Annotated in this window: 19 protein-coding genes; 3 read left to right on the top strand and 16 right to left on the bottom strand. The window is 67.2% G+C overall.

What is annotated here, in order from left to right:
* Position 1 precedes the first annotated feature (1 nt).
* Positions 2-781, bottom strand: coding sequence for a tyrosine-type recombinase/integrase (locus C8N24_RS01415; protein ID WP_121247163.1), 780 nt, complete (start codon positions 779-781; stop codon positions 2-4).
* A gap of 839 nt (positions 782-1,620) precedes the next feature.
* Between C8N24_RS01415 and C8N24_RS01405 the strand changes: the two genes are divergently transcribed.
* The gene (locus C8N24_RS01405; RefSeq protein ID WP_147447554.1) at positions 1,621-2,250 is read left to right on the top strand and encodes a hypothetical protein; all 630 of its coding nucleotides are present in this window, start codon (positions 1,621-1,623) and stop codon (positions 2,248-2,250) included.
* Positions 2,251-3,037: 787 nt separating this feature from the next.
* Here the strand turns inward: C8N24_RS01405 and C8N24_RS01400 are convergent.
* The 15 genes from C8N24_RS01400 to C8N24_RS01335 all read right to left on the bottom strand — a co-directional run bounded on the left by C8N24_RS01400 (position 3,038) and on the right by C8N24_RS01335 (position 17,855).
* The gene (locus C8N24_RS01400; RefSeq protein ID WP_121247154.1) at positions 3,038-4,054 is read right to left on the bottom strand and encodes a hypothetical protein; all 1,017 of its coding nucleotides are present in this window, start codon (positions 4,052-4,054) and stop codon (positions 3,038-3,040) included.
* 331 nt (positions 4,055-4,385) lie between these two features.
* Positions 4,386-4,763, bottom strand: coding sequence for a hypothetical protein (locus C8N24_RS01395; protein ID WP_121247151.1), 378 nt, complete (start codon positions 4,761-4,763; stop codon positions 4,386-4,388).
* Positions 4,764-5,760: 997 nt separating this feature from the next.
* Positions 5,761-6,552: an ATP-dependent DNA ligase gene (locus C8N24_RS01390; protein ID WP_245971734.1), complete on the bottom strand. Its 792-nt coding sequence runs from the start codon at positions 6,550-6,552 to the stop codon at positions 5,761-5,763.
* A 171-nt stretch (positions 6,553-6,723) separates the two neighbouring features.
* Positions 6,724-6,885 carry a hypothetical protein gene (locus C8N24_RS33570; protein WP_170178767.1) on the bottom strand — a complete coding sequence of 54 codons (162 nt, stop codon included), beginning with the start codon at positions 6,883-6,885 and terminating at the stop codon, positions 6,724-6,726.
* A 257-nt stretch (positions 6,886-7,142) separates the two neighbouring features.
* Positions 7,143-7,415, bottom strand: coding sequence for a hypothetical protein (locus C8N24_RS01385; protein ID WP_121247145.1), 273 nt, complete (start codon positions 7,413-7,415; stop codon positions 7,143-7,145).
* A gap of 121 nt (positions 7,416-7,536) precedes the next feature.
* Positions 7,537-7,842: a hypothetical protein gene (locus C8N24_RS01380; RefSeq protein ID WP_121247142.1), complete on the bottom strand. Its 306-nt coding sequence runs from the start codon at positions 7,840-7,842 to the stop codon at positions 7,537-7,539.
* 183 nt (positions 7,843-8,025) lie between these two features.
* Positions 8,026-8,394: a hypothetical protein gene (locus C8N24_RS01375; RefSeq protein ID WP_121247139.1), complete on the bottom strand. Its 369-nt coding sequence runs from the start codon at positions 8,392-8,394 to the stop codon at positions 8,026-8,028.
* A 301-nt stretch (positions 8,395-8,695) separates the two neighbouring features.
* Positions 8,696-9,091 carry a hypothetical protein gene (locus C8N24_RS01370; protein WP_121247136.1) on the bottom strand — a complete coding sequence of 132 codons (396 nt, stop codon included), beginning with the start codon at positions 9,089-9,091 and terminating at the stop codon, positions 8,696-8,698.
* Between the two features lie 199 nt (positions 9,092-9,290).
* Entirely contained in the window at positions 9,291-10,148 is an 858-nt protein-coding gene (locus C8N24_RS01365) for a ParA family protein (RefSeq protein ID WP_170178766.1), read from the bottom strand.
* Positions 10,149-10,384: 236 nt separating this feature from the next.
* The gene (locus C8N24_RS01360; RefSeq protein WP_147447553.1) at positions 10,385-12,100 is read right to left on the bottom strand and encodes a type IV secretory system conjugative DNA transfer family protein; all 1,716 of its coding nucleotides are present in this window, start codon (positions 12,098-12,100) and stop codon (positions 10,385-10,387) included.
* Positions 12,101-12,180: 80 nt separating this feature from the next.
* Positions 12,181-12,996: a hypothetical protein gene (locus C8N24_RS01355; RefSeq protein WP_147447552.1), complete on the bottom strand. Its 816-nt coding sequence runs from the start codon at positions 12,994-12,996 to the stop codon at positions 12,181-12,183.
* A gap of 328 nt (positions 12,997-13,324) precedes the next feature.
* Complete coding sequence (locus tag C8N24_RS01350; RefSeq protein ID WP_147447551.1) at positions 13,325-13,528, bottom strand: helix-turn-helix domain-containing protein; 204 nt, start codon at positions 13,526-13,528, stop codon at positions 13,325-13,327.
* A 647-nt stretch (positions 13,529-14,175) separates the two neighbouring features.
* Complete coding sequence (locus C8N24_RS01345; protein WP_147447550.1) at positions 14,176-14,808, bottom strand: hypothetical protein; 633 nt, start codon at positions 14,806-14,808, stop codon at positions 14,176-14,178.
* Between the two features lie 122 nt (positions 14,809-14,930).
* On the bottom strand, positions 14,931-17,015 hold the full coding sequence (locus C8N24_RS01340) for a recombinase family protein (RefSeq protein WP_121247119.1): 2,085 nt from the start codon (positions 17,013-17,015) through the stop codon (positions 14,931-14,933).
* A gap of 141 nt (positions 17,016-17,156) precedes the next feature.
* Positions 17,157-17,855, bottom strand: coding sequence for a FadR/GntR family transcriptional regulator (locus tag C8N24_RS01335; protein WP_147447549.1), 699 nt, complete (start codon positions 17,853-17,855; stop codon positions 17,157-17,159).
* Positions 17,856-18,319: 464 nt separating this feature from the next.
* On the opposite strand from C8N24_RS01335, the gene C8N24_RS01330 reads away from it, so the two are divergent.
* Positions 18,320-21,196 (top strand): AAA family ATPase, encoded by a 2,877-nt coding sequence (locus C8N24_RS01330; protein ID WP_170178765.1) that lies wholly within the window; start codon positions 18,320-18,322, stop codon positions 21,194-21,196.
* A complete protein-coding gene (locus C8N24_RS33215; protein WP_147447548.1) occupies positions 21,183-21,503 on the top strand; it encodes a DUF5663 domain-containing protein in 321 nt (106 codons plus the stop codon). Before C8N24_RS01330 ends, C8N24_RS33215 begins: the two co-directional genes overlap by 14 nt.
* The last annotated feature ends 800 nt before the right edge of the window (positions 21,504-22,303 follow it).

Raw genomic sequence — 22,303 nt, 5'->3', positions numbered from 1 at the left:
GCTACCGCTGGCGACCGGAGCGACGCGCGGCCTGATGCCGGCGGTCCAGGACGTCGGCAATGCTGCCGATGTTCTCCGGCCTCACGGCCCCATAAGCAGCGGTCGTGCGGATGTCGCTGTGACCGAGGTGCGCCTTGACCTCGTGGATTGGCACGTTGCTCTCCAGCGCGTGCGTGACCCAGTAAGTCCGTAGCGCATGCGGGTGCGCGAGCCGCTGCGGGATGCCGGCCGCGAGCGAATGCTTGCGGACGATCCGGTATACCGCTTCCGACGAGAGCGGCAACGGCTCCTCGTGCGCGCGTCGGCCGATCCGCACGAACAGCTCGTCGTCGTCAAGCAGCGCGACGCCGCGTGCGAGCGGATGCACCTTCAGCCAGGCTTCAAGCGCCTTCATCGTCTCCGCCGGCACCGGAACCGCCCGCTCCTTGCCCCCTTTGCCGCGCACGTAGAGTTGATGGTGGCGGCCATTGGCGCGAGGCCGTCGCAGGTCGCGCGCGCGTAGACCGCGGAGCTCGGCGGCGCGCAGGCCGCAGTCGCCAAGGATGCCCAGCAGTGCGTGGTCGCGTTTGCCGCGCAGCGTGCGGCGATCCGGCACGCGCAGCAGGTTCTGGTAGTCGGTGTCGGTGAGCGCCTCCGGTGGCCCGGGCTCGTGTCGCGGTACGCGGGTGTCGGTGGCGTCGTCGCGGCCGAGCTGTCGCGCGAGCGCGCGGATCATCGACAGGTACACGCGCTGGGTAGCCGGTGAGGCGGGGCCGCCGCCGCGGCCGCCGGCGATGGCCATGTGGCGGGCGTAGCTGGCGATCGTGTCGGCGTCGACGTCGGCGACCTGCGCGGGCCGCCCGAGTTCGCGGGTGAGCCAGTCGCCGAACGCGCGGTAGATGGAGGCGTACTAGCGGCGGGTAGTTGCGCGTGCCGCTCGGGCGGCCAAGCGTTCGGCCTCGGCGAACAGGTTGCGCTGCTCGAGCGCCGTTCCCAGCTGCGCACTCGCGATGCTCTGGGCGACCAGGGGAGGGGAAGGTAGGACCTCAACGGCGCCCGCGTCGATGAGTTCGGCGCCAGCGCCGAGCGCTAACTGTCCATCCGTCATCGCCGTCGATCTCCGAAAGCACGCATCTCCGGGTTAGGTTAAACCGCAGGACGGACAGTGCTTCCGACCAGCAGTCGCTAACCGGCTCAAGCGCCGACAAGCTCGAAACGATGGGACCCTCATGCCCAGATCAATGATCGAGCCGTGTGGACTCTGCGAGCTGCCGGACGCAGACTGCGACGAGTTCTGCATGCAGCCTAAGCCACCGGCCGAAGACCACTGCAGCGTTCTATCTCGATGGCGGCTTGCCGCCGATGGGATCGCGGAGGAACGATCCGTCGGGTCCGTAGAACGGAGTTTTCAGGCCCGAGGGCACCGGTCACTGCGCGCACGCGTTGGCGAGTGGGCGACCAAGCAGACGTTGGCTCTGCCCCTCGACTGGATGCCGAACGTCGTCCGCGCTGACTGCGGCGCTTTGTGCCGGAGAGCACCCAGCAGCTCGAGCCTGCCGCCAGAGCCGCGCCCGCGCCTGAGAAGTAGCGGTGTCGAGCGACGCCTTCGGGTTCGGTCCGCCCGGGCGCGATTATTGTGTCGTGACGCTCAACCTGTTCATCGCGGCCCGATGGGGCCTGTGGCTCTCGTCAGATTTTCGTGTGTCAGAGCTACGCAATGTGGGCGGGAAGTTGATTCCTCGTCCCCTGGACCGATGGTCCCCGAAGTACATGCTCGTCGAGACGGGCTACGGTGCCCGACTGGCCTGGACATACACCGGTGTCGGCGAAATCGTCGCCCCGCAGCCCAACCTGTTTGAGCTGGCCCCAGGATCGAGTAGCGGACCACCACAGATCTATGCGCCGGGTACGCGCCGGCGTGTCTCGGTCTCCGAGTGGCTCAGCTGGATGTTCGTGGATGACAAGCCGACGACGGTCGACGAGATGGCCGAGCGGATTCGGTCAGAGGCGTCCCGGATTCCCGAGTTCCGTCGATTCCACCATTCCTTTACGGGGATCCTCATGGGGCCGAAGCCGGTTCAAGACGCATGGGTCTTGCAGGTCCGAAATACCGATGTCCGCGAGGGGGATTCCGACGGGGCGTGGACACGTCGCCGCCCCCTCAAGGCGTTCAGCTTTCACGCCAAGCGCGTGGACGATCCTCCAATTCAGGGTGGGGTGGAGACGGCAGCGGAGCGCTCAAAATTACGCCTGAGCAGCGCGCGCGACTGAAGAGATTGAAGGACTTCAGGCCAAGAGACCCCAAGGACTACATGAATGTGCTGGCCAAGATCAACGCCGAGGTTGCATCCCGAGACAACACCGTGAGTCCCGCCTGCCAGGTGATCTACCTCGGTCCCGACCCGCCAGCTGAGGGACCTTCTATCGCGACGGAGCTCTATACGAACGGCCAAGACGTGCCAAGCAACGCCGACCTATATATCCGCATGAACATCTCTGGCGTCGACCTGCTCGACTTCAGCCGATCAGCGAGGCAGGCATTCGAGCGAAGCTTGGCGGAGCACCAGGCATCGAAATCCGACTCAACGAGTCGCCCCTAGCAGCGCCCGGTAATGCTTCTTATGACGTCTACGCCCCTAAAAACCGCCGTAGAAGGCCGCCCGAGCGCTTGGACGCTCGGGGTGTTATGGCGACCTCGCGCGCGATGAAGTGCGAGTGCGCTGAGACCCGCTCCGACGGGACCGGCAAGGGCGGCCCGTCCACGGGCTACAGCCCTTCGGTCCCGCGCGGGCGTTGTGCGACGTCGTCATGGAGCCGACTGCAGCGTCTGGCCCCGCGGGTGGCTGGGAGACCCCGTTCGCGCGGGCACGCGGGTGCGCTCAACCGCTGTCGCCAGTCGACGACCTCGCCGGGCGGCGCTCGCCTCGGATTGACGCGCCCCTAAAGCGCCCTCAGCGTCTCCCGTGCAAGCCGGCGCCATCAGCGTCACCATGCGGCTCCGCCCCCTCGCGAGCATTGTCCACACAGTCAAAGGAGAGCCGGGCGGGCGCAGAGCGAGTCACCAATCGGCGAGGCCGAACGGGAAGTCCGGCTCGATGGCATCGTCGTAGTTCATGAAGCCCGACCCGTACCAGCTGAACCCGGGAAGGCGCTCGACCGGGAAGTCGAGCCGAGCCAGCGCCGCGTACATCGTTTGAAGCGACTGGCTGGCTGCATCGAGGCTCATCGCGGTCTTGTGCGCCATGTCGTTGCGGACCTTGCGCCCGGCATGCAGCTGAGCCGCGAGTTCGTCGTCAACGTGCCCGACGGCCTGCAGCGTCTCGATCTGCACGGCCGCCGTATAGGTGCGGTAGTCCTTGAGGCGGCTCCTTCGCTCGCCGCTCTCGATCGCGGCGATGTAGTCCTGCCAGAGGCTGAAAAGGAGCTGCTCGGTCACGAACCAGCAGGTCGTGATCGTCTCGGCCAGGTTGTGACGCGCAGCGTGGTACGCGGCCGCGACGATAAGGGCTGGCAACGTCTTCGACAGCTTTGCGAGGGCCGTGGCTACTGGCACACCGTCGAGCTGCTCAAGCACGGAGGGGTCGTGCGTGTTCCAGTAGAAGAACGGCGGCCAGTACAGATTCTCCCCTGGTCGCATGCCGGCGCTTCCAGGATCGGAGGCGAGCAGCGCCGCAGGTCCCCAGGTCCGCTCTGCGAAATCTCCTCCGCCGCCGAAGATGGCCGCGTGCAGGCCGATCAGCTTGCCGGCTTGAACATCGTGACCAGACACCGGCTGGGAGTACAGGCCAGACATGAACGCGAATTCACACAGCAGCAGGTTCAGGATCTCAGCGACCGCTTCCAACTCGGTGTCCGCTTTCTGGGGCCCTCGCACGAACATGCCGCCACCGCGAGTCACGGCGACATCAACTCCGCGGACCGGGACCACGCGCAGAACTTCGAGGTAGTCATTCGGATCGAGGGACCGTTCGTCACCGAAGTACTTGAGGGGGTAGATGTACGCGCCCCGTAGCGGGACGTGCTCCCGGACGTAGACGAACCGACCCAACGGAATGGAGACGCGCTTCTCGACCATTAGCGCGTAGCTTCAGCGCTATCACGTCGTCCCCTTCCATCTGGATCGCTCGTCGTCATCACCACCGCCGACGAGGAGCAGCAGCCATGAAGCCGACGCTGGGCAGCACCGTCATCTACCGCTCGAAGACCGGCAACTACGACCTGGCCGCGATCGTCACCGCTACCGCCGACACGCTCTGGCCGGAAGGCGTCGAGCGGCGTACGGCCTTGCCGCGCTCGGGCCCGGTGAGGTCCCAGAGGTCGTCGAGCGTCTGCGGGGGTATCGGGTGCTCCTTCGTTTGTCGGGGGCGTAGAGGCGGGGCTGTTGGGCCCCGCCGGGGCGGCCGCTGTTAGGCGGCCGCGGCGACCTCGGTCTCGGGGGCGTCGGCCGTGGTGGTGTTGCCCTCGGGGACGGCGCCGGCGGCGAGGATCTGAGCGATGCGGGCGCTGGCCTGCGCGCGCGTGGCGGGGACCTTGTAGGTCTTGCCGCGCTCAGCGCCGAGCTTCTCCAGCAGTCGCAGCTGGGCGGCGGTCGGCTCGGGCTTCTTGCCGAGCGCCTCCATCGCGGCGTTGCGCTCCTGGATGGTCTTGACGATCACCGCGCTGGCGGCCTTGGCGGTGGCGGGGACCTTGATCTCGCGACCGAGCTCGGCGGCCAGGTCGGCGATCAGCTGGCGCTGACGGGCGGTGGCGGGCTTGAAGGTGGTGGTGGCGGTGTTCTCGGACATGTGCGTGGGCTCCTGAGGGTCGGTGCTTGCTGGCTGTGCCCACTTCGACCGGGTCTGACGGAGCGCGAAGCGCACGGATAGCTCGACCACCGACCGGCCGTAGGTCGCCCGCAGGGGAAGTCGGTTGTTGGGCCTGTGCGCGAGAGCGCGGAGCAGGCCCGAAAGTGGTGGGTGCGTGTCCAGCGGGCCACCGGCCCAAAGAAGCCTCAGTCGTGTCCGAAAGGCACCGTCTCCCACACATGGCCGCTCACCGGCCAGAAGCGCCAGCGAACTCCGAGCGTCGTCGGATAGTCGCGGCCACCCAGGGCCCCAGCGCCGGGGCTCTAAAGCGCGCGAGCGCCCAGACGTAAAGAGCGAGAAGCAGAGCGATCGAGCGACGTCACGACGGCCCTCGGCCGGCGGGTCCGGGGCTTCGCCGTGGTGACCGAGGAGGTGCGCAGCGCACAGCGATAACGAGCTCCCGGCGACGTGTTCGCCGGTCAGGCACTTTGGCTTGAGGGCCTTGGCCGGGGGTCCCAACCGGGGGCGAGAGGTCGCCCCCCCCAGAACCCGCAGAAAGAAAGTTGCGAAACGGGCCAGTTTTTTCGGACGCGTGGCGTACGTTCAAAAAGACAGCAGTTGCGGACCTTCTAAAGGATCGCAGAACGACACCAATCACTGACAAACCTACGAAAGGCACTCAGACATGGCTATACAGCGAAAGAAGAACAAGAACAAGCGCGCCGGCGCGCGCCGTGCACGACCGTCACAAGAAGTCAGCGGGTCGCGTCCCGACGTCATCGCGGTCCTCACCCTCATCGTGACCGCGCTCGGGGTCGCCGTCGCGCTACTGAACGTGGCCGCGACGGCGGGTGCGGGATGGATGCAGGCGCAGGCGACGCGCTATGCAGCGGACCTCGCGCACAGCGAGCGCGCCGCAGAAGAACACGCACCGCAGTCGGCGACGCGGCAGCCGAGCGACCCGCCGCCGCCGTGGCGGCCGTTCGGCGCACCGCCGCTATGTGGCGTTGAACGTGGAGAGGACCTTGAAGCGGCGCATGACGGGGTCGCGCAGTACCCCCTCCCCCACGCGCCCGTGGTGGTCGACGTGTACGCCGATGGCGGGCAGGACCGACCGGATACCGTGCCGACTACGGCCGCGTCGCTCGTGCGCATCCAGGGCGCGCAGCAGCGCGCCGCGCTGGGCGGCGAGCCCGTAACTGGCTTGTCCGGCGTAGCTGAGCGTGCCGTCGGGCGCCAGGCGCGCGAGAAACACCGCGTCAGGTTCGCGGTCGGTCGCGGGCCGCCAACCGGTGACGATCAGCGCCTCGCTGCGCGAGTGTTTGTGCTTGAGCCACGCGCGGCTGCGCTGCCCGGGCAGGTAGCGCGAGTCCAGGCGCTTGGCGACGATGCCCTCAAGCTGCATATCGCGGGTGGCGGCCGCGAGGTCGGTGCTAGCTGCGTCGTAGCTCGGGACCGCGCTGATGCCCGCGTCCGGGGCGGCGGCGAGCAGCTCCTCGAGCTGGGCGCGCCGCTCGCGGTAGGGCCGCGCGCAGAGGTGGCGGCCGTCGAGCGCGAGAAGGTCGAAGGCGACGAAGGCGACGGGAGCGCTCACGGCGACGGCCGCGACCGCGTGCGAGCGTCGCAGACCCAGACGGCGGCGGATGCGCTCGAAGTCGGGACGCCCTTGGGCATCGAGGCAGATGATCTCCCCGTCGAGGACGACGTCGCGGCCGAGTTGGCGGCCGGCGGCGGCGATCTCCGGGAACTCCGTGGTGCAGTCACGTCCGGGGCGCGAGTACAGGCGCACGGTGCCGTCGGCGTGGGCGTGCAGTTGCCCGCGGCAGCCGTCGAGCTTGGGCTCGAGCGCCCGGCCGCATCGGCGGGCGGCGTGACGACGGCGGTCAACAGCATGGGGCTGATGAACCGGCGGTCTGGCACTGTCTGAGCATAGGCGCGTCGCGGTGAAGGTCCTAGGCGGTCAGCGCGCCCGCTGGGCGTGTTCGCGCCGCATCTTCGGGGTGAGGCGACCGGCCTGGAAGGCGCGCGCGATCGTGTCCTCGGTGACGTCGATGCCGAAGTCGAGTCGCAGGACGCGCGCGATGTCTGCGTAGGAAAGGCCTGCGTCGCGCAGGTCGGTCATGCGCTCGAAGAGGCGCTGCTCGCGTTTGTTGGCGGCGCTCTGCTTGACGTCGCGCTCGCGTGCGGCGGGCTTGGCCCAGTAGCGGATGGTGGTCGCGGTAACGGTGACGCCCCGCTGAGCGAGGTACTGCTCGATCTGCGGGCCCGACCAGCGGCCTTAGTTGCGTCGACAGAACGCGGCCGCCTGGTCGCGGGTCATCGGTCGGGTGCGCCCAGCGCGGGACGCCGGTGCAGCTGAGTGGGAGCGCTCACGGCGTTCTACTCCATCCAGCCGAGCGTGTTGTAGGTGCGGTCCCACAGGTCGAAGTTCTCGCCGGCGATGAAGTAGTGCAGGCTGCCGTCGGGGCGCTCGATGCGCTCGAGCAGGCCGCGCGCGACGAGACCGTCGAGGCCTTCGCGGTGCGGCTGGATGTACTTGGGCCGGTCTGTGCTGTAGCCGATCCGGAGCATGTGGGCTGCCTGACGCTCAGCGTCGGGCAGCTCGAGGTCGTCCAGCGTGTGGGTGGGCCAGGGATCGACGATCGTGGTCATGGCGGTTCCTTCCTGAGGTCGGGCGGCTGTTCGTGGCCGCGCGGTTTGGTGGTGGGCGGGCGCCCGTGCACGGTTAGGAGGCACAGCGCCTCCGGTGTCCCGCCTTTCTTGAGCGCGGGGTTCAGCGCCGTGTGCGGGCGAGCCACGCGTCAGGGCGGCGACGGACGTCGGGATGGCCGGCGGCGTCGCAGACGTCGATGAGGTCGGCTGCGGCGGCGGCGGGGTCGTCGATGAGCCCGGAGAGCGCTTCAAGAGCGCGGTAGGCGCCGGCGAGCTCCATGCTCGGTGACTCCAGGCACAGGCGCGCGTGCCAGCGCACGGCGGCGCGTGCGTAGCGGTTCGGCTCGCCGGTCAGAAAGACCAGGCAGACTGCGAGCGCGTCGGCGAGCTGCAGTTTGGGGAGTTCGGCGGCCGCCGAGCGGACCATCAGCGGGTTTCCGTGTTCGAGGGGCCGCTGAAGCGTGCGTAGGCGCTTCCTTGACTTGACACGAACGCATGTTCGCACGCTGGGTGGTTAGAGTCGCCCGGTCCGGCTACATCCGCCGGGGTGGGCGCCGAGGGCCCGTATGGGCCCCGGCCCTCACCGCTCGCCCCGCCAGGCGGGCCGCCCTTAGGCGGCCACCAGCTCGGCCTCCGGGGCGGCGTCCGTCTTCGGCTTCGGGGTGCCGGCGGCGAGGATCTGCTTGATCCGGGCGCTGGCCTGGGCGCGCGTGGCCGGGAGCTGGTAGGTCTTGCCGCGCTCGGCGCCGAGTTCCTCGAGCAGCCGTGCCTGGCGAAGGGTCGGAGCGGGCTTGGTGCCGGTTTCGGCGAGCTGCGCGTTGTGCTTGCGGATGGTCTTGGCGATCACTGCGCTGGCGGCTTTGGCGGTGGCGGGGACGTCGATGTCGCGGCCGAGCTCGACCGAGAGGTCTGCGAGCAGCTGGCGCTGACGGGCGGTGGCGGGCTTGGAGGTGGTGGTGGGGGTGGCGGTCTCGGTCATCTCGGCGGGGCTCCTTGGTGGTGGTTGCTGGCTGTGCCCACCGTGTCGGGTGCCGACGGCGCGCGAAAGCACCGCGATCGACAGACCGACTGGCCGTAGGCCGCCCCGAAGGGGTCCGTCGGTTGTTGATCTCGGTGCGACAGCGCGATGCGGTGCCCGATCGTTGTGGGTGCGAGTCCAGCGGCCACCGGCCAAGCAGCAGCCCTGCCGCGATGCCCGAAAGCGACCATCTCCTCCATCTGGCCGCCGCCGGCCCTGAAGCGCCAGCGGGCGCGGGCAGTGGGGCCCGCGCCCGGCTAGGTCAGGTCCCCGTGGCGGCGCGGACGGTAGCTTCGTTGCGTCCGTTGAGCCACTTGGGCAGGACTTCGGCGATGAAGCGGTCGACGTTGTCCGGGTCGCCGAGCGCGGACCAGACCGCGATCTCGCGGATCGCGTTGAGGCTGAGCTTGGTCCGGTGGGCAAGCAGCTGCTCGGTTTGCGTGACGTTCTCGCTGACGACCGACGTCAGTCGGCATTGGAATCGGTCCTGCTGGCGGGCTCCGACAGGCGGGACCGTGAGCCGCGCACCGGTGTCGGCGCCCGCGGTCCTGGCAACTGGCTTGCGAGCGCTCGGTTTCGCGGGTGCCTTGGGCGCGGCGGGCGCTGGCGCAGCGGGAGGTTGGGTCGCCTCGGGTGCGCTCGGCTCGCTGGGCGGCACGGGAGGCATGCTGCTCCCAGCTCCACGAGCGGCCGGCGCCTCTGGTTCGGCCGTCGTTGCGTCGGCGGGCGCGGACTCGGCGCTCGCCGGGGCGGGCGGCTTGGGCCCGGCGGGAGGCGTCGGTCGGCTCGGCCCGCTTGGAGCATCCTCGTCTCCGAAGACTTTGCTCATGAAGGCGGACTTGCGCCTGTTGGAGGGATCAAGCGGCATAGGCGATCTCCGGGGCGTGTTCGGCGATCTCGGCGGCGAGGCGGCGGTAGCTGGAGGCGCCGTCTGTGTTGGGGCGCCAGAGGTTCACGGGCGAGCCTTCCAGGGCGGCGTTGCCGAACTGGCTGCGGTCTGGGATGACCGTTTGAAGGAACGGCACGCCGAGGTTGCCGGACACGTATGTGCGGATGGCGTCGGCGACGGTCTGCTTGCGCGCGTCGTGGAAGGTGGCCAGAGCGCCGAGTAGCTGGAGTTCTCCGCCATGTTCGGCGACGTCTGCGAGCGCGCCGAGTACGGCGCGTACGCCGTTGGTGCATTCGGTGTCGATCAGCTTGACCGGGATCAGCACTTCGCTGCAGGCAAAGAGGGCGTTGATGGTGAGCAGGCCCAGGGAGGGTCGGCTGTCGATGAGCACGTACTCGTACTGTTCGGCGACAGCGGCGAGTTTGTCGCGCAGGATGGAGAAGGCGCCCTGTCGGCGAGCCAGTTCGGCTTCGGTGCCTTCCAGTTCGAAGTGTCCGGGGATCAGGTCGATCCCGTAGCCCGGATAGACACCGGCCCACAGGCTGTTTTCGATCGGGTGATGCGGGTCTTCGAGGACGGCCATCACTGACTGCTCGGGAGCGATCTCTTCGGGGTTGACGCCCAGCTTGGCGGTGGCGCCGGCTTGCGGGTCTAGGTCGATGACCAGGACGCGCCGGGGCTCTTTTCTGCTCGCGCCAGGCTTGATCGGCGCGACGTTGCGGGGAACGACGCCATGTACCCCCCAAGCGCAAGCCAGTTCGACGACTGTGGTGCTCTTGCCGACACCGCCCTTCTGCTGTGAGATCGTGATCGTCCGTGCTGGCATCGAGCTGCCCTTCCGTAGGTGGCTGTAGCGTTGAAGGTGGAGCGGAAGCTGCCTGCTGGTCGCAGCGCTTTGGTGGGCGTAGCGGGTCACGGATGCGATGTCGGAGCTGCAGACGCAGACGTAGCCGCGGTGAGATCCGGGACTGGAGTCGGATCCGGTTGCGGAGGCGAAGATGGCTTCGGATTCGAATACGAAGCTGGACTCGGATACGAAGGTGGATACGAACGCGTGTGCGGTCATCCGTGGCCTCGACGGATTGCGCTGAGGCCGGGCGCGATGTTCACGGGCGTTGCCGAGAGGGTGGGGCGTTGGCTGATGACGACGGCTTGCCCTTTGCCGAGGTGTTTGATCTGGTTTGGGTGCACGCGGAATTTGTCGGTGAGGCGACGGTTGCGCTCGCCGACCTCGTCCAGGCCCATGTGGAAGCTGTGGGCGTCGTCGATCTTGTGCGTGTGCTCCCAGGCTTCGACGGTGCCCGCGAGGCTGGAGAGCAGCTCGACCGTGTCGGGTACGGCTTGGCGGTGCACGATGATCAGCTCGGCGTTGTCGAGTGCGGCGTGCAGGAGCTTGGTTCCGCCGACGTCTTCGAGGTTTGAGAGCGATTGCGTGGAGGTCGCGACGCGGATGCCCGCTGAGCGGGCGCGTTCGTAGGTCGCGCAGAGCTGGTCTCCGTCAAAGGCGGAGAGTTCGTCGATGAACAGCACGGCGTTGGCGGTGTGGCCTTCGCGTTCGAGGCGGCCGGCGACGGCGTTGACGGCTGAGATCGTGTACCGCGCGACGTGCGGGATCAGCTCTGGGTAGCTGCCCTGTGGGAGCGTGAAGACCACTAGCCAGCCGTCCCGGATGGCTGTGTAGAGGTCGATCTCTTGGCCACGTGGGTCTGGCAGGAGCCATTGCCCGCCGTCGGAGGCGATCATCGTGTGCAGGCGTAGGCCCATGCCGCGCAGGCCGGACTTTTCGGCGTCGCCGAGCGTTCGGAGCCAGGCGAGCGTGCTCTCAAAGCGGGTGGGGTCTGCGTGCTCGAGCGCGGCGATGAGCTTGTTGTCGGGGCTGTCGAGCAGCTCGGCGAGGCTGCGTAGATCGGCTTGTCCGTCGTTGACGGCGTGCAGGGCTTGCGTGGCGGCGAGCACGCCGCGTGCGGCGACGGCTTCGTAGTAGGGCTCGGCTTGCTCTTCGCTGCTGGCGATCCGGTCCTTGATTTCGGTCGGGTTGCCGCCTCCGGCCACATTCCACGGCAAGCGGAGCGCGTCCAGTTGCTCATCGCCGTAGGGGAGCACCGACCACAGGGCGACTGGGCGCGCGTAGCGCTCGCCGAGGACGTACGCGCTGCGGGCCAGGTCGCGTCCGCCTTTGCCGTCGAGGATGACGAAGCTGCCGCCGGCGGCAGCGGCGCCCTCGAGCAGGATCTCAGCGGTGTTGGTCTTGCCCGTGTTCGATCCGCCGACGATGGTTGCGTGCGCCTGCGGCAGCGGCACCCGGAACGGGCGGCCGTGCGTGGAGTCGTGTCCGAGCAAGAAGGTGCCGTCTGGGCCGGTGCGGCCGGCTGCGGCTGCTCTCGCGCGCTGGTGGCGTAGTGCGAGCAGTTGAAGGGGGCCGAGGGATGCGCGGCTACGGGTCTCGCGCGAGCCGCCGTGTAGCCGGTCTCGTCGGTCGATCCACAGCTTGCCCGCGGTGGCGACAAGGGCGCTGCACGGCAGCCAGAACGCCGCGGCCGTGTTGATGAGCGTGAGAGGTCGCGGGGCGCCCGCGTGCAGCGATCGCAGTTCGCGTTCGAGGTTCGCGACGGCGTCGAGCGGCCCGATGGCGAGCAGCGGGAGCGCGAGGACCGGGAGGGCGGCGAGGCTCCAGGTGAACCGCAGCCCCCGTCGGCGCATGGCGATGGCGGCGATGCCTCCGGTGGCGAGTGCCGGGGCAAGCGCGAGAGCTGCGCATGCGCCCAGCAGCGCGGTCATGGTCTGCGGGCCTTGGGAGGGGGGTGTAGGTCTGGCCATGTCCACTAGGAGGCGCAGACCTACGGTTGTCCCACCTTTCTTTACGCAGCCCGCTCGCGCGGCCGCGAGCGTGCGCGTTCGGCGTCGATCGCTTCGGTGACGGCTTGGTCGGCGTCGTGCCAGGCCAGCACGCGGACGTCGGTGGCGCGGATATCGAACATCCGGTTGGTGGCGTTGGCCGAGCGTCTGGCAGTTCCGTCGTCGATCAGCCGCGTGAGGCGGCGGGCGAGGGGGACGCTGTCGACGAGGTAGAGCACTTGGGCGTACTCGCGCGAGTCGAGGAAGCCCTCGACGATTCGTTGCAGGCGCGCGGTGTGCTTGGGCGAGAACTCAAGCTCGACTGCGACGCGACGGTCTTGGCTGTCGACCAGGACGATGTCGGGCCACCGTTCGGCCAGACCGCGGGGGCCTTCGCCACGCACCGTGACGTGAAACTGGCCGGCGCCGTCGGCTTCTGCGCGGCGGCATTCGCGCTCGGTGAGCACGCGGACGCCTTCGGCGGCGTGGCGCTCAAAGCGGGTGACTTGGTCGACGATCGCGAGTTCGTGCGCGCGCTGCAGATCGCCGCGAGGCGCCGCGCGCCATGGCAACCCGAGTAGCTGACGTCCAGCGCTGGCCACGTAGAAGATCGGGGCCGTGCCGCCGCTTCGCATGACGCCGAGCAGCTTGGCCTGTTCCATGCGCTTGAGCCGACGACGCGCGTTGACCACGTCGACACCGAATTGCTCCGCTGTCGCGGCGGCCGTCACGAATCGAAATCGCGCGACCCACTCGAGCACGTCTCGATCACGCTTGCCTTCGACTCGTTCCCAACGCGTTCGGACCCGCCTTATTCCTTGTCCGTTGGCGTCGCTCATGCCGTTGCTCTTGGCTTGTAGTTCTGATTCCTTCTGGTTTTCATCTCTGTCCGTCCTTGGACCTCAGTGCATCTCTTGCTTTTACGAATCTGACCTCGTTCGCCCCCCGGTCTCTCTGACCTGATCCCCCTGCCTGACCCGTTGCCCTGAGAAAATCCGACCACCCTCAATCACTCCGGTGGGTGCGGGTGGTCGGATTTTCGATCGGGCCAGAAACAGCTCTGGACGGGGGATCGGGGCGCGTGTAGTCGTTCGGGGGGCGAACGATTAGGGGAACGACTAGAGTCGTCCGTCCTATGCGGCGTGTTGCGCTCGCTCGGTGTTTGCGTCAGGAGCACTGTTCGGCAAGCCACGCTTCGAGCATCGCTCGTGTGAAGCGGATGTGGCGGCCGATGCGCAGGCAGGGCAGCTGACCGGAGCGGACGGCCTCGTAGATCCAGCTCGGTCGCACGGCCAGCAGCCCGGCTGCGTCGTTGGCATTCAGAAGGGGCTGGTCGAGGGGGAGGGCGGGCAGGGATGTGAGGTTGCTCATGACCACTAGGAGGCGCAGACAAGCTGCTGTCCCAGGTTTTTGGCGTGGGTGACGCGCGAAACGTCGGCCATGGACAGCTCGCCGAGCCTGTGTTGGTCCTGGCCTCGCGCGGAGGGCCGGGCTCGTCGTGTGCGTCGCGTTATGAAACCTGGGTGTATCGCGAGCGACCCGGTCGTCTCTACAGCAGCCCGGATCGTCGCTACGCGCGAGCCACCCGGGCGCGGCGCCCCGGTGTGGCCCGCAGCGTTCGGGCGAGAAGCAAAGGGGGGCGTCAGTGCTGCAGCAGCACAGTTGCAGCGGTACGGCCGTTCAGAGCAACATCAGGATGAGCAGTGCCAGAAGCGCAAGGAGCGTGAGGACCAGAACGATTCGAGAACCCGTCCGGCGAGCGGGAAGCCCTGCATGAGGTGACCATTTGAGAGACGAGTCGTGCGGTCGCTCGCTGCGCGCGCGTCGGGAGAACTCTTGGCGGGCCAGCTGGTCGTCGGTTGCTGAGACGAAGCGTCGCTCCGGCCCGTGTCTGTCGACATGGGCGAAGGGAGATCTATCGACGTGGCGGGGCGATGCCGGCGCGGCGGAGGCGTCGTTCGCTTGAGGGTCTGGGAGAACGGGCTCGTTGCCCGCGCGTGAAGTGTCATCGCCCGTGCTCATGCCATTCGAGCCGCCAGCGAGACGACGAGCTCGCTGACAATTGCGGTGATGCACACGACGACGCAAACGCGAACGCGGCGGTACCAGCGACGTCGCACTGTGTTGGCTTCGCGGCGAGAGCGCACGACGCCGAGGTAGTACGTCCCGATACGACCAACCACGTCTTGGTCGCCGGTATACGCGAGGTTCAACTCATCCTCGAGCAAATCAAGCGATAGGTCGCCGGATACCACTGTGGCGTCTGCCTTGACCGTGGTCAGGGCAGCTGCGGCGAGTGCGATGACCGCTGCAAGCGCGAAACCAAGGATCCAGCGAGCTTCGACCGTGTTGACGTTGCCTGGTCGGAAAGCGCCGAGCGCCACCGCTTGGGCGACCGTAAACATGCCGGCGGCAAGCGCGAAGGCCTGTCGAGCCTTGCCGCTCAGTCGCTCAGCGATGTTGAACTCCACATCGGCCGAGGCCTTGATTGCGTCGACCACCCGGTCGGCTTGACCGGGGTAGATGGCGCGATCAGAGACGCTCACGATCTGACCGTACTGGATGTGTAGATCGTTGGCAAAGGGCGTCTTCTCCCACTGCCACGGCAACCACAGCCACGGCACCGCTCGGCGAGGCACCGGGCCGAACAAGCCTGCAGAGGCTCGGCGAAGGCACCCTGCATTGCGGAGCGCTTCCTCGAAGCTTTGAACCCCTCACCGCGGCCGACCAATTTTTCTACCGGTGGCGAAGGCTCGGTATACAGGGGGCAACCCTAAGGGCGCCGTCCGGACGGGGGTTCATCTCGCGGGCGGGCCGTGGGGAGCTCGAACTCGCGGGCCCATTGGCTCACGCCGCCGTGTCGAATGAGGGCGCTATAGAGCCGCTCCTGATTGGCGTCCGCGAACTCGCGTCGCGTGGGAAAGCGGGCCCTTCCTGCAAGTAGGGAAGTTAGCTCGGTGCGGATCTGGCCTTCGTCCCAGCCTGACTCTCGGCGATCATTGCGGCGTTCGGCAGGGTGTGGGAAGAGGTTTTGCCAGGCGCGCACGCCGCCGGTCTCAATAAGGGCGTAGCGGAGCGACTGCATGCCGTCGCGGGAGAACTGGGCGAAGGTTGGCCAGCTGTGCTTGTCGGCGAGATAGAGCACAAGCGTCTCGCGGATGCGGCGCTCGGTCCAAGGCGCCACGGCGTCGTGGTTGTCGATGGGGGTGTGAGTGCGAAGCGCCCAATAGTGCTCGCCGTCGCCGAGGACGACGTTGGTCTGCAGGCGTCTGTAGCCAGCGGCGTGGAACTCGTCTCGTGACGGCCATCGGTTACGGCCTCGTAGGAACTGGCGCAGTTCGCGTTCGATACGCGTCCTGGACCAGAGGTATGCCGAACGTTGGGCTGTCGCGGTAGGAAGGCTTTTGGGCGGTGTGTAGGGACGAGCACGGCTGTGGTTGTCGCCGGCGCGGGGGAGGCGCGTGGGGGCGGTGCCGTGCGGGCAGACGATCACGCGTTCTTCGACGTCTAGGCGGCCTGGTTTGACGAACACGCAATCCAGGACGGCGCGGATGATCTCGTGGCGGGCTCTGATGGGCATGTCGGCCCAATGAGCTTCGATGTGCTCGGTGGGTGGGAGCGCGTGCAGCCGTGATCGCGCGCGGACGGCGGCGAGGTGTGCGCGGGCATCGCGGGCGCGGTCGGCGCGGATTTGCAGGCCGGCGGCGAAGTCCATTTCGCCGAGCACGTGCAGGACTCGTGGGCTGTCGCGGTATTTGGCCAGGTCTCGTTCTGCGCGGTCGAGGGTGTGTTGTGCGGCTTCGAGCGCGGCTTGTGGGGCGCGTCTGCGTCGCCGGAGCACCTCGAGGATGGCGATTTCGACGTAGGGCTCGAGGTATTGGGTGGTGATGCTGGCGGGGGCGGGGCAGGCGCCTCCGGCGCTGATCGCCCGGCAGCGGTAGTGATTGACGATCTCGGGGTGGCGGCTGGTGCTGCGGATGGGGCTCATGACCATGCTGCAGCTGGCGCAGCGCACCAGTCCCGACAGCAGCGATGGGCGCGGGCTCCAGTCGATGCTGCGCTGACGTGGCTGTTGGGCGTCGTGCCAGGTGTCCGGATCGGTAAGCGGGGGGTGGGCGCCTTCGTGCACGTGCCCGTTCCAGCTGATCTCGCCGAGGTAGACGCGGCGGGTGAACTGGTAGCGCAGTGTGCCGTCTTTCCAGCCGGGGTTGCCTTTGGGAGTCAGCACGTGCTGTTGTTCGAGCCATCGGCAGAGGCTGGCGACGGACTCTCCGCGAGCGCGTCGCTGGAAGAGCTCGGTGACGATCGACGCGGTGCGCGGGTCTGGGCGCAGCTTGGCAGCGCGCGTAAGGCGGTATCCGAGCGGTGTGTAGGCGCCTTGGTAGGCGCCGCGCGCGGTGGCTTTCAGGTGTGCGACTTCGAAGCCGTCTCGGACGATCTCGATGTCGGACTCGGCCAGCGAGAGCAAGACGTGCAGCATCAACCGGCCACTTCGGGTGCTGGTGTCGAACCCGTCGTCGGCGGAATAGAACTCGCCGCCGTTGGCGGTGACGCGCTTGATGATCGCGACCCCGTCAGCCAGCGAGCGGCTAAAGCGGGCCACTCGGTAGACGATCAACCCCTGCGAAGCGCCCGTCTCGATCAGCTCAAGCGCTTGGCCGAGCTTGGGGCGATCGCCACGTGCTCCCGACTCATCGAGTTCGACGAGCACGTCGGTCAGACGGGCGCGGTGCGTGCGCACCCAGCGCTCGATCGCCTCGCGTTGGACTTCTGGCGAGATGAACCGAGGCGCGCGTCGCATCCCCACCTGGGACACGCGGACGTACCCCGTGACGGTCAGTTGCGTTCCCTGGCGCACGAGTCAGAGCGTCGCTCAGCAGCTGTGCGCGCAGACACACGCATCGGCGCGGCGGCACTCTTGGGCTTAGCGCAGCGACTACGGAGGGGTTCGCGTCGTGTAAGACCGCGTCGGTACTCCGCGGGCTGCGGTGCGCATCGCCTATGCGGACCGTGCGATGCGGCGCGCGTGCGCTCGCAGGCCGTCTTCGACTTCGTCGAGGTGCGCAGTGATCGCGATACGAGCCGCGTTCGAGTCGCCCTGGCGGAGCGCCTCGTTGAGGGTGTCGTGATCGCTCGCGCCGCGCGAGCGCCAGTACGAAGGGCTTCCGAACGGGTAGCCGGCGGTCGCGAGCGCGCCGACAATTCGATTGACCAGCGACGCGATCGGCGCGTTGGCGCCTGCGATCACGAGCGTTGAGTGGTAGGCCACGTAGGCTTCGATGACACTGCGGTCGCGCTCGCGACGGCTCCGCATGGCGGCGGCGTCGCGGAGTGCCGAAGCGTGGTCCTCGAGCGTCGCCAATTGGTCTTCGGTCGCTTGTTCAGCCGCCAGCCCGGTGGCGTGGAGTTCGGCGACTCGTCGTGTATCGAGGTAGCTGTCGATCCGCTCGGCTGCTGACGGGCCGCCCACCGTTGAGCCGATGACGAACTCGTCGAGTACGTCCCATCGCTCGGGCGTGTTGACGGTCGTCGCGCTGCCGTGTCGGACCGAGACGAGCCCGCGCTCCTCAAGCCCGCGCACGCACTCGCGCGCCACGCCGCGGCTGATCCCGAATCGCTCGGCGACCGCAACCTCGGTTGGAAGCGCATCTCCTGGCCTCAGGCGGCCGGACACAATCTCTTCCACGAACTCGGCCATCGCCGCCCGATGCAGTCGCACGCGCAGATGCAATCACATCGTCACTCGCTCTTGAGGTAAAGCGCTCGGGGAGTCCGCTCGAAACGGCCGCGCGGAGGGCCAGGTCGGTTCCCGCGCTGGTCCACGGCGCGGCAGCGCGCGGGCGGAGTACGCGCGATAACGGCGAACTACGACAACTGTCTGAAACGTAGACGCGTCCTCCATCCCGTTCCGAGAACCACGTGTGTCCGTCGTGCTGGGCCGAGCTCCCGTCCTGTTGGGTACCGTCGACGCTCAGGATCGGTAAGCGTATGCTGCCCATTGATCGACGCGATGTGGATCTCTTCGAGCTCACCGGATGACGTCAAGACTTGGAGCGCCCCTTCCGCGCGACAGCGCGGAGCGGGTGCTCGGTGTCGTCTGACGCGCGTGGCGCGTCCGATCGCAGGCCTTGCCTCTTCGAGCTGTCGCGTAGGTCGCGAACGGTGATTGAGTCCCGCGACTTGTGCGTCGGTCGCTCCGATGAACGCGAGCGATTCCAGGAGTTCGTCCGTAGTTCTCCACCCGGGGCCGGGGTCGACGTCTGCTTCGTACGCGGTCTCGGCGGGATTGGCAAGACTACGCTCATGCAGACTATTGCCGAAGACTTCTTGCAATCAGACAGTCAGTCGACGGTGCTTTCTATTGACTGCTCCGCACTCCCGGCACAGCCGCCGATCGCAGCCCTCCTCCGGGCGCTGCCGGGGACACCGGTACAGGAGCGGGCACTTCGCGCGGCAGCAGTCCGGCTTGACCGCATCGGGTCTGCGGTGCGATTCGCCGGCCCTCCCCCAGATTCGGACGAATCGACTGTTGCCCTGTGGCCAAGCGTGCGGTCGCTCGCTGCAGAGAGCTTACGGTTCTTCAGTGCCGCGGCCGTCGAACAACTTGCTTTCGGGCAACTCGCCGCTACCGCCACTAACGCCGTTGTCGCCGGCGCGCAAGCCGTTTCGGCTGGAGCGACGTCCGTCACGGACGTCATCGCTTCGCTACGGCGGCAGGGTGAGCTGGACGAGGCGGATTCGGCTGTTGCAACCGACCTCGATGCGTACGTTGCCGAGGTTCTCCGTGAGTACGTTGAAGGATGCGGCTCCGCTAACGAGCGAGTCCTCATAGCGTTCGATAAAGCGGAGAATCTCACGGAGGTTCTTCGGCGGATCGTCGCGCTCTTCGACACTGCAGCGGTTCGAGCCCATCGCCGACTCCTCCTGACCTTCGCCGGTCGCCTCGTCCGTCTTCCTTCGGAAGACGGTTCCTTGGTAGAAGCTCCAAGGTTCCTGGAGACCTTTCCAGGGTCAACGCTTGACTTGGAACTGAGCCCCTTCGACGGGAACAAGGTCTTGGAGCTGATTCGGGCGCACCATGATGCTCTCCACGGGTTCCCATCGTCACCGCCGAGTTGGGTCGTAGAAGCTGTGCTGGACGCATCCGGCGGCTTGCCATTGTGGGCGGCGACTGTTGCCGAGGCAATACTCGCGGGCGAGCCTGACCCTTGGAAGGATGAGACTTCGGTGATGCAGGTCCTGGGCGGCGGAGCCGTGGATGTCGCCGACATCATCACAGTGCTTTTTCGTGACGCGAAACTGCCGAGCGGCGAGACCGCGTACCCCCTGCTCGTCGCACTCGCTATTGCGCCGCCTACGTACCCGCGAGAGCTCGTCTGCGCGGCTGCTGACTCGCCGTCTTCCGCCGTCGCTGAACTAACCAAACGCTACAGCTTCATGCGCAAGTCGTCGCTACACGAGACGGCGCGAGCTGTCTTGAGGCAAGCCCTAGCCGAGTCGGCTGAGTCAGACCCGGTCTTAACGCGGGTTGCTGGGGCACTGCGAGCAGGGCTGCTGCAACGTGCTCCCGCTGGGTCGCCGCACGGCGCGAGCGAGGAATGGACGCAGTACATCCAGGACCTAGTCTCGCTGGAGCTGTGGTCTGACACCGACGCAGGCATTGTCGCGGCCGTGAACTATGTGCTTACGGGCTTGCCCTGGACAGCTCCTTGGATCGGTCCGGTCTTCAGAGACTGCGGGTGGTTCGTTGGTCGGCGCCGAGTTGGGCAGGCCGCGAAGCTCGCCTTGTCCACCTGTGCACGCGCCGCCTACCCGCTGCTCCTCGCCGAAGCGTTGGGTGCTGGTGACCGCGACGCCGGTGCGCTGCAAAAGGCAATCGTGTCGTCTGCCCGGCAGGACGCGACCTTCTCCCCGTTGATCGGCCGCGCTTTCGATGAAATTGACCGACTCGCGCGTCGCGGCCGGCTCGCGCTTGATCAAGACGCAAGGGTCAGCCTCGACGCGTTACGAGCGGCGTGGCTTGTGACCAACGGCTTCGATGACGTTGCTGGAGAAATCGCCTTGGGCCTTGCAGGGCCGCTGCAGGAGATCGAGGACGACGCTCCTGTTCGCGAGAGCATCGGGGATACGCTGCTACGTCTCCTCGAGAACTCAGCGTCTTGGACGGCGGCTGAGTCCGGACAAGCTAGGGAGGGGCGCGAGGCCCAAGCCGACGAGCTCCTATCCGCACTGCTGACGGTGAACCCTGGGCGCGCGGCAGTTGGCGTTCGCGTGCTGATTCGCGCCTTTGGGCTTAGTGGTAGCCGCGAGCGTGTCGTTTCGCGGCTAATGGAACGCCGCGCGGACCATCTTACCGACCTCCCCTTCGTGGACTCGCTCGGCAATGCGTTGTCGTGCACAGGCGCCTTCGCCGACGCGGAGCGCCTCTACCGCGAGGCTCTGGCGCGCTCACCCGACTGGATCGGTGGGGCTGTGGGGCGAGGTCGCGCGCTGCTCTGTCAAGGGCTTCTCGACGAGGCTATCGCCTTCCTTGCCGAGAGCTTTGGGATGGCGCGAGATAAGTCAAACCTTTCAGCGTACGGCGAACAACGTCGCCGCGAGCTTGCCACGGAACTCGCCCTCGCTTTCATCGTGGCTGGTCGATTGAGCGAGGTCGATGAGCGTATTGGCCCCGACGAGTTGACTTCATACGGGCGTCTAGTAAGGCTCGCGTTCGGTCCGTCGCCTTCGGAGGCCCATAAAGAACTGGCGAAGCATGCTGACGGTCAACCGCGCATGCAGGCGGCGCTCGCGGCGGAAGCCACGATCATCTTTTGCAGATGCGATGAGCTGCTCGCAGCCGAGAGAGCAGCCGCACTTTGGACCGCAACACCGTCGCGGACCTCGTTGGAGACCCGGACAATGGACGCGCTGCTCTTGCGACGCGCTATGGCCGACTCGATCGTTCCAGCGACAGTGTCGGCGGTGCTCGATCTCGACGGTGCGTCTCAGGAGACGACGCAACAGGCGCTAGAGAGGGATCCGCATGATCAGGATTGATCGCGCTCTGCTGGCTGAGGTCGGCCTGTCTCGGTTGCCGGCAAACCTTGCTGGATTGACGCTTCGAGCGTTCGTCGAGACGCTCGAAACACGAGTCGGCAGGCGTTTTGCGCTCGACATGAGCGATGAGGAAAAGGACGAGTTCGAAGAGTTCGAGATGCGAGGCGATGACGCCGGTGCTCTGATGTGGCTCGAGCAGCGGTACCCCGACTATCGATCGATAGTTCGCGAGGAGTACACGATCGTCCTCACTCGGCTCGCAGCCTCTGCTGGTTGGATGGGTAGCGTTATCGATCTGCCGTCGTGACCGGTGCCTCTCGCAGGCTTGAGGTACGGCGCCGCAGAACTTCCTCCGTGACTCAGTGCTTTTCCCGAGACCGAGGCCGAGCTTGGTAGGCCCTCGCTAGCTCTGCCGGACGAGGCAGGGTTGGGACGGTTATCGTTGATGTCGGGGCGGGAAAGGGAGGGCCATAAGCCCCATTGGCAGGCGACCGCCAGCGGCTAGGACACACGGATGGTCTTGATCATTCGTCGGGACCGGTGCGGCATCTTCACCGAGAGCGTCCGGGTACCACTCGCTGAGGATTCGATCCGCAACGTGATGCGACAACGTCCCCGGGCTAGCCGCTTCACGGCCGTCACGCTCACCCCTTCCGCGGAGACTTTCAGGTACCGTTTCGAGCAGCCCTTCACGAGCTTGACGTTCACGACCTTGGTGCGCCGCGCCTTGTACACGAACGTCGTCGCCGGGGAGCGGGTCGTGGGCTGCGTAGGTGGTCCGCTTGCGGTCACACACTTGGGTGGGCTCCCCGTCTGACCGCCGGGACACGACGGCGTTGGGGGTTCGCAGTTCGGCGGCGTCCCCATGCCGCCTGGGCAGGAGGACGACGCGAGCTCGCAGCTCGGTGGACTTCCGAGATTGCCGGCAGGGCAAACCGCGACGCGCAAAGACCCGATTCCTGTCCAAGCGCGCCCGGCCTCAAGGCCCCAATCGAGCAACGTGCTCGTCGACGTCGGGCCGAAGCTGGAGCCGGTGCTCAGGGTGCATTGCGCGGTGCTGTTCTGGTTGTTGGTGGCGCCGGTGAGCCGGCAGAAATCGGCCTTGCC

It is taken from the genome of Solirubrobacter pauli (assembly GCF_003633755.1).
In the GTDB taxonomy this organism is placed as follows: domain Bacteria; phylum Actinomycetota; class Thermoleophilia; order Solirubrobacterales; family Solirubrobacteraceae; genus Solirubrobacter; species Solirubrobacter pauli.
This window is presented reverse-complemented; position numbering and strand designations above follow the sequence as displayed.

Coding starts and splice junctions, on each gene's coding strand:
- C8N24_RS01415 (WP_121247163.1), bottom strand. CDS start 781: ATGGCCATCGCCGGCGGCCGCGGCGGCGGCCCCGCCTCACCGGCTACC.
- C8N24_RS01400 (WP_121247154.1), bottom strand. CDS start 4,054: ATGGTCGAGAAGCGCGTCTCCATTCCGTTGGGTCGGTTCGTCTACGTC.
- C8N24_RS01395 (WP_121247151.1), bottom strand. CDS start 4,763: ATGTCCGAGAACACCGCCACCACCACCTTCAAGCCCGCCACCGCCCGT.
- C8N24_RS33570 (WP_170178767.1), bottom strand. CDS start 6,885: ATGACCGACCTGCGCGACGCAGGCCTTTCCTACGCAGACATCGCGCGC.
- C8N24_RS01385 (WP_121247145.1), bottom strand. CDS start 7,415: ATGACCACGATCGTCGATCCCTGGCCCACCCACACGCTGGACGACCTC.
- C8N24_RS01380 (WP_121247142.1), bottom strand. CDS start 7,842: ATGGTCCGCTCGGCGGCCGCCGAACTCCCCAAACTGCAGCTCGCCGAC.
- C8N24_RS01375 (WP_121247139.1), bottom strand. CDS start 8,394: ATGACCGAGACCGCCACCCCCACCACCACCTCCAAGCCCGCCACCGCC.
- C8N24_RS01365 (WP_170178766.1), bottom strand. CDS start 10,148: ATGCCAGCACGGACGATCACGATCTCACAGCAGAAGGGCGGTGTCGGC.
- C8N24_RS01360 (WP_147447553.1), bottom strand. CDS start 12,100: ATGACCGCGCTGCTGGGCGCATGCGCAGCTCTCGCGCTTGCCCCGGCA.
- C8N24_RS01355 (WP_147447552.1), bottom strand. CDS start 12,996: ATGAGCGACGCCAACGGACAAGGAATAAGGCGGGTCCGAACGCGTTGG.
- C8N24_RS01350 (WP_147447551.1), bottom strand. CDS start 13,528: ATGAGCAACCTCACATCCCTGCCCGCCCTCCCCCTCGACCAGCCCCTT.
- C8N24_RS01335 (WP_147447549.1), bottom strand. CDS start 17,855: ATGGCCGAGTTCGTGGAAGAGATTGTGTCCGGCCGCCTGAGGCCAGGA.
- C8N24_RS33215 (WP_147447548.1), top strand. CDS start 21,183: ATGATCAGGATTGATCGCGCTCTGCTGGCTGAGGTCGGCCTGTCTCGG.